The organism is Synechococcus sp. 1G10 (genome assembly GCF_002252625.1).
GTDB lineage: Bacteria > Cyanobacteriota > Cyanobacteriia > PCC-6307 > Cyanobiaceae > Regnicoccus_A.
Genome location: NZ_NQKW01000046.1, coordinates 1 through 4,980 on the forward strand (window position 1 = coordinate 1; position 4,980 = coordinate 4,980).

The 4,980-nt window shown below is 57.5% G+C and carries 7 protein-coding genes; 3 read left to right on the forward strand and 4 right to left on the reverse strand.

The features are described from left to right. Positions 1-851: 851 nt before the first annotated feature. From CJZ82_RS19255 to CJZ82_RS17230, 3 genes are read left to right on the forward strand one after another with little or no spacing between them, the layout of a single operon-like run. On the forward strand, positions 852-1,082 hold the full coding sequence (locus CJZ82_RS19255; protein ID WP_233130361.1) for a phage integrase N-terminal SAM-like domain-containing protein: 231 nt from the start codon (positions 852-854) through the stop codon (positions 1,080-1,082). A 3-nt stretch (positions 1,083-1,085) separates the two neighbouring features. Beyond that, positions 1,086-1,757, forward strand: coding sequence for a tyrosine-type recombinase/integrase (locus CJZ82_RS17225; protein ID WP_233130362.1), 672 nt, complete (start codon positions 1,086-1,088; stop codon positions 1,755-1,757). Further along, positions 1,757-2,821, forward strand: a complete 1,065-nt coding sequence (locus tag CJZ82_RS17230) for a transposase (RefSeq protein ID WP_094556958.1) — start codon at positions 1,757-1,759, stop codon at positions 2,819-2,821. The genes CJZ82_RS17225 and CJZ82_RS17230 overlap by 1 nt, the downstream gene beginning before the upstream one ends. Positions 2,822-3,134: 313 nt before the next feature. Here the strand turns inward: CJZ82_RS17230 and CJZ82_RS17235 are convergent, their stop codons facing one another. From CJZ82_RS17235 to CJZ82_RS17250, 4 genes are all read right to left on the reverse strand, one after another. Continuing rightward, positions 3,135-3,470 carry a type II toxin-antitoxin system HicB family antitoxin gene (locus CJZ82_RS17235; RefSeq protein WP_233130363.1) on the reverse strand — a complete coding sequence of 112 codons (336 nt, stop codon included), beginning with the start codon at positions 3,468-3,470 and terminating at the stop codon, positions 3,135-3,137. Beyond that, positions 3,467-3,721 carry a type II toxin-antitoxin system HicA family toxin gene (locus tag CJZ82_RS17240; RefSeq protein ID WP_094556959.1) on the reverse strand — a complete coding sequence of 85 codons (255 nt, stop codon included), beginning with the start codon at positions 3,719-3,721 and terminating at the stop codon, positions 3,467-3,469. The genes CJZ82_RS17235 and CJZ82_RS17240 overlap by 4 nt, the downstream gene beginning before the upstream one ends. A gap of 158 nt (positions 3,722-3,879) precedes the next feature. Beyond that, the gene (locus CJZ82_RS17245; RefSeq protein ID WP_094556960.1) at positions 3,880-4,248 is read right to left on the reverse strand and encodes a type II toxin-antitoxin system PemK/MazF family toxin; all 369 of its coding nucleotides are present in this window, start codon (positions 4,246-4,248) and stop codon (positions 3,880-3,882) included. 84 nt (positions 4,249-4,332) lie between these two features. Next, positions 4,333-4,893 carry a transposase gene (locus CJZ82_RS17250; RefSeq protein WP_094556961.1) on the reverse strand — a complete coding sequence of 187 codons (561 nt, stop codon included), beginning with the start codon at positions 4,891-4,893 and terminating at the stop codon, positions 4,333-4,335. Positions 4,894-4,980 lie beyond the last annotated feature (87 nt).

Below are 4,980 nucleotides of genomic sequence, written 5' to 3' on the forward strand. Positions count from 1 at the left end.
ACTGGATCCGATTCATGGCCATGACAGGCACGCCTGGTACATGCGTACTAGCTTAGACCAAAAAGGCCTGCTGGCGGAGCTTGCTGCCTAATCAAGTCAGCTGATGCGCTGAAATGACACAAGACACGCCAACGCACTTTGGCAAAGAACCTCAAAGAGATATCCCCAGATGTGGAAGATCACTGGACAACATTGATGCATACTCCAGGCAGACCAACTCGCCACGGCCTGGGATAGAGTAAGAGGATATCAAAAGGCTTCAAGTCCGACAAGCTCTCCACTTTCTGCAGAGGAATTTTAATCATCAGATGTCATCCCCGGCAGCCAGCAGATCATCCATCTAGAGGCGAGGGGAAATCGCTGGTTTCAGAACCAACTCACAATCATGAGTGGTCAGGCTCGACTTGATACCAACCACTATGCCTATCTGCTCAGCCAACCTGCGCGGGATCTGACGCCAAGGCTGTTCCACCACTTTTGACTCGAGTCTGCGTGCGAATGGAAACGCTATACAGAATGCTTACCCGCTTTGGGCTGCAATCGCTTGTGCTCCCATCTGCTCCCATCTCTCAACGGCCAAGATCAGAAGCGGGCTGGACTTGATTGGGATTGCAGACAGCCAAGGCTCCCGTCTTCTGCATCTGGATGTTGGACTAAGCCGCTGCGCGGCAGATTCAAAGCCAGCATAGCCAGAGCCATGCAAGATGGCCAGAAACTGATGAGTTGATTGGCGGGCAGCCTGGGCTGCAGCAGCAGGCTCGTTCGCCAGTCGATTTCGCAGTTCCACAGTGAAGGATGCACACCCTCAAGTGTGTGTCATTTCTTCCATCCCATTGGGGAGGAACCTCACCATGGAACAACACGAACAGGAGCGATTCGACCAGCTCTATGCCCAGCACCTGCAGGCCCTCACGCTGCAGGGCAAACGGGGCAAGACGATCGACGGCTACACCAGGGCTGTACGCCGCATCGCAGGCTTCTTCAACCGCTGCCCTGACAACCTCACAGCCGCTGATCTGAAAACCTACTTCGCCTGGATGGTGGAGAACTACTCCTGGAGCAGCGTCAAGGTGGATCTCTGAGGGTTGTCGTTCTTCTTTCGCCAGGTCCTTGGCCAACCGATGGAGTGGGTGGAGATCATCAAGCCACCCAACTCCAGATCGTTGCCTGATGTTCCCACACGGGAGGAAGTGCAGCGCCTGATCAACAGTGTCTATCGGCTGCGCTACCGCGTGTACTTCTTTGCGCTGTACAGCATGGGCCTGCGGCTGGGGGAGGGTCTTGCGCTGGAGATCGGCGACATTGATGCGGCCCAGAAGCGTGTGCATGTACGCCAAGGCAAAGGAGGGAAAGATCGCTATGTGCCCCTTCCGGATGCAACCCTGCAGCATCTGCGCCGGTTCTGGAGCAGCCACAGGAACCCCCGGCTGCTGTTTCCCAATGGCTGTGGCAATGAGGCCTCAGCCCGCACCGCCACCAGTCCCATGGATCGCGGCGGAGTGCAGGCAGCGATCAAGGCGGCACGGATCAGCTGCGGCATCCACAAACACCTGACGGTGCACAGCCTGCGCCATGCCTACGCCACCCATCTGCTGGAACTGGGCGTGGATCTGCGCTCGATCCAGGTGGTGCTGGGCCACCAGAAACCGGAAACCACGGCCCGCTATGCCCATCTCACCGAGGTGAACCGACAACAGGCCAGGGATCGCATCGAGGATCTGGTGGCCGGCTTTGCCCTGCGCTGGGAGGAGATCTGATGATCCTCCTTGCTGATCTGATCGATCGCTATGGAAGCGATCTGGAACAACGCCACGGCCATCATCTGCTTCCTGGCCATTATCGAGCTCTGCAGGCCATGCGCCGCTGCCGCAATCAACACAGCCGCGTCATGGTGCTGGAATGCAACGGCTGCCACCATCAGGCCATTCTCCCCCATTCCTGCGGCCACCGCAGCTGCCCCCACTGCCAGCACCACGAAAGCCAGCAATGGCTGGAGCGGCAGAAGGTCAAACTGCTGGCGGTTGACTATTTCATGGTCACCATCACGGTACCGGCGCAACTGAGGGGATTGTTCTGGGCCAACCAACGGATTGCCTATGATCTGCTGCTTAAAACCGCGTGGCAGACGATCAACAGCTTTGCCCGCCGCGATCCTCAGCTGAGGGGCCGCAGCGGTGCCCATGCTGTGCTCCACACCCATGAACGGGATCTCGATTACAATCCCCATGTGCATCTGATTGTGCCCGCCGGTGCCATCAACATGCGCAGCAGGCAATGGCAACACAGAAAGAAGCAGGAGAAAATCCTCTTCTGGGCGGCCAATCTCTCGCGTGTGTTCAGGGCCAAGTGGTTTGAGGCCATGCGCTTGGCAGGTCTGCGCTGCGAGGAGACCTTACCTGATGCATGGGTGGTGCACTGCAAGAAAGTGGGGCGGGGTGAGCAAGCGCTGGCATATTTAGGCCGCTACCTGTATCGCGGCGTATTGCCGGAGAAAAACATCATCGCCGACCGTGATGCCAAGGTCAGCTTCTGCTATGACGACAAGAAGGGAAAACGCCAGGTCCGCACCCTGCCGGGAGGAGAGTTTCTCTGGCTGCTGCTCAAGCACGTCCTGACCCGCCGCTTCCGGCGGGTCAGGGACTTTGGCCTCCTCCATGCGAATGCCAAACGCCTGATCCAGCTGCTGCAGCTGACCCTGCACATGCGGGTACCGCGCCCTGAGCCTCTGCCACCACGCCCTCCAGTGCTCTGTGATCGCTGCGGCCAGGTGATGACAATCCTGGCCCGAATGGTAGAGCCCAGCCATCACAGGCTGTGCTGAACCGTGCTGTTGTGTCAATCATACTGATAGATCCATAGCGATAAGCCATTTTCAGACGGGCACAAGACGGCCGCTTTGGCAGCAGCACGAAGGGCCGTGGCATTGCCCTGCGATAAATTGGACGTTCCTCAACAGAGGCGACGGTGAGCAACCCAGGCGGCACGATTCAATCAGCCGGAATTCAAAAGAAAAGCTGAGATTCGGGCCGACGTATCTACCGTAAGCCGCTGGTCTATAGCGAAAAGGGCTAGTCCAACCACCGGATAAGATCGTGGCTGCGCACGATCTATCCTTGTTCGTTATCCGTTCCTCTCTATGCCGTGACAGTTCTCTGGAGTGCCTCCTGAGCGAGCGTGTTGAGACTCTTTCCCTGCACCTCCGCAGTCATTGCCAATTTCTCGTGTAGTTCTGGCGGAATCCGAAGATTGAACTTTCCTGAAAAGCTTCTACGGGGCTCGATTCCTTGCTCTTTGCAAACTTCTAGAAAGACGTCCAATGACTTTTTGAACTCACGGCGAAGCTCATCAGGACTCGTACCATAGAAGTCCGCTCCTCCAGAAAGCCCAAGAATTTCCCCTCGGAATTGATCTGTTTCCTCGTCGTACTCAATCTTGGCGTGGTAGCCATCCACTTTCATGAGATTCATCATGGTGACACTCCGTGTTCTTCAAGCCATTTGCGGATTGAAACAACAGCACCCTTGTCTGTATCAGGCGATGGGTGGGGTCTGTGGAAGACCCTGACTTCGCCAAACAGAACGACCGCGACTCGGCTGCCCGCCCTCTCACTGACATCCCCACCAAGCTCCTGAAACAGGGCTTCAATGTCCCTCCACGGTAAGCTGCCGTTTACAGGACGGGAGAAGATCAGCTCAAGGGTGCGCTGGTGCTTCCGCTTCATCCATGCATGGTACTGGAAATCGGTACCAGTTGCGACTTTCGGTCGTCGGCTTGCTTAATACGGATAACGCTGGCCATCACCTGCCCGCAGAGGGCCTCTGCAGCAGCATCTCCTTGGGCCTCAGTGATTTCAAGGGCGCGGGTCTGGGGATGGCCGTGTTAGAGAGTGGCAACACTGTCAGGAACAATCAAAGTAAGCAGCCTTGCTGTAACCATCGCTAAAACCTGAGAAGATGCACGCTCAATCAGCTTTGCTTTCCTGGCACGCCAGTCAAGGCTCTTGAGCTGATCTGCAAGAACGACACCGATCACGCCGCTACCCTCTGGCAAGGCCACTTCAAAGGGATAGCCCTTTACACTCGACGTCACTGGACAAAACAGGGCCAAGCCAACCTTTCCGTTGTAAGCCTTCGGTGAGAAGCAGCGTCCCAGTAAGTGGTGTAACTCAGGAGGTCCTGTGACCCTGTCTGGAGGGTGAACAGGTGCAGCCAGAGGATGACTGCTGAGGAGCTGATTGTGCAGCACCATTCAATCACTATGAACCCTGATCGCCGAATCTGCAACTCAGCGATCGGAGGAATTTGTGTAGACCAAGGAAGGTGCTGCTGAGTTTCAGCCGATGGCTGCTGTCGCTGATGCGGCTGGATCACGCTCAGTTAGTACCAGCGGCTCCACAGGCTCAGGAATCTTGGCCATCGTGGCCTCAGAGAAGAAGCGGCGGCGCTCCAGCTGCCATTCCTCCTGCTGCTCCAGCAGCTGGCTGCCCACCAGCCGCACGATGGCTGGGTCGTTGGGGAAGATGCCGACCACGTTGGTGCGGCGTTTGATCTCCTTGTTGAGGCGCTCGAGCGGGTTGGTGCTCCAGATCTTGCGCCAGTGCTCCTGCGGGAAGTGGAGGAACGCCAACACGTCGCCTGTGGCGGCCTCCATCACGGGCACGGCGCCGGGGAACTGCTTGCGCAGCATCTCGGTGACCTGCTGCCAGTGGGCCCGCACCTGCTCAGGCTTCTGGATCACGAACACCGCTTTCATCGCGGCTGCGACCATGTCCTGGCCAACCTTTGGGACGTGGCTCAGGAGGTTGCGCAGAAAGTGCACCCTGCACCGCTGCCAGCTGCTGCCCTGGAACATCCGCTTGATCGCCGCCGTCAGGCCCAGGTGGGCAGGGCTGATTCAAAGTCAGTCACAGGTTGTGAGCATCAACCATCCCCGGCCGCAGAAACCTATAGCGGCTTGACCCTCAGCAATCCAGGCCCCCGT

Bases quoted from the DNA above. Each gene is read 5' to 3' on its own strand.
- CJZ82_RS19255 (WP_233130361.1), top strand. From the start codon at position 852: ATGGAACAACACGAACAGGAGCGATTCGACCAGCTCTATGCCCAGCAC.
- CJZ82_RS17230 (WP_094556958.1), top strand. From the start codon at position 1,757: ATGATCCTCCTTGCTGATCTGATCGATCGCTATGGAAGCGATCTGGAA.
- CJZ82_RS17235 (WP_233130363.1), bottom strand. From the start codon at position 3,470: ATGATGAATCTCATGAAAGTGGATGGCTACCACGCCAAGATTGAGTAC.
- CJZ82_RS17240 (WP_094556959.1), bottom strand. From the start codon at position 3,721: ATGAAGCGGAAGCACCAGCGCACCCTTGAGCTGATCTTCTCCCGTCCT.
- CJZ82_RS17245 (WP_094556960.1), bottom strand. From the start codon at position 4,248: ATGGTGCTGCACAATCAGCTCCTCAGCAGTCATCCTCTGGCTGCACCT.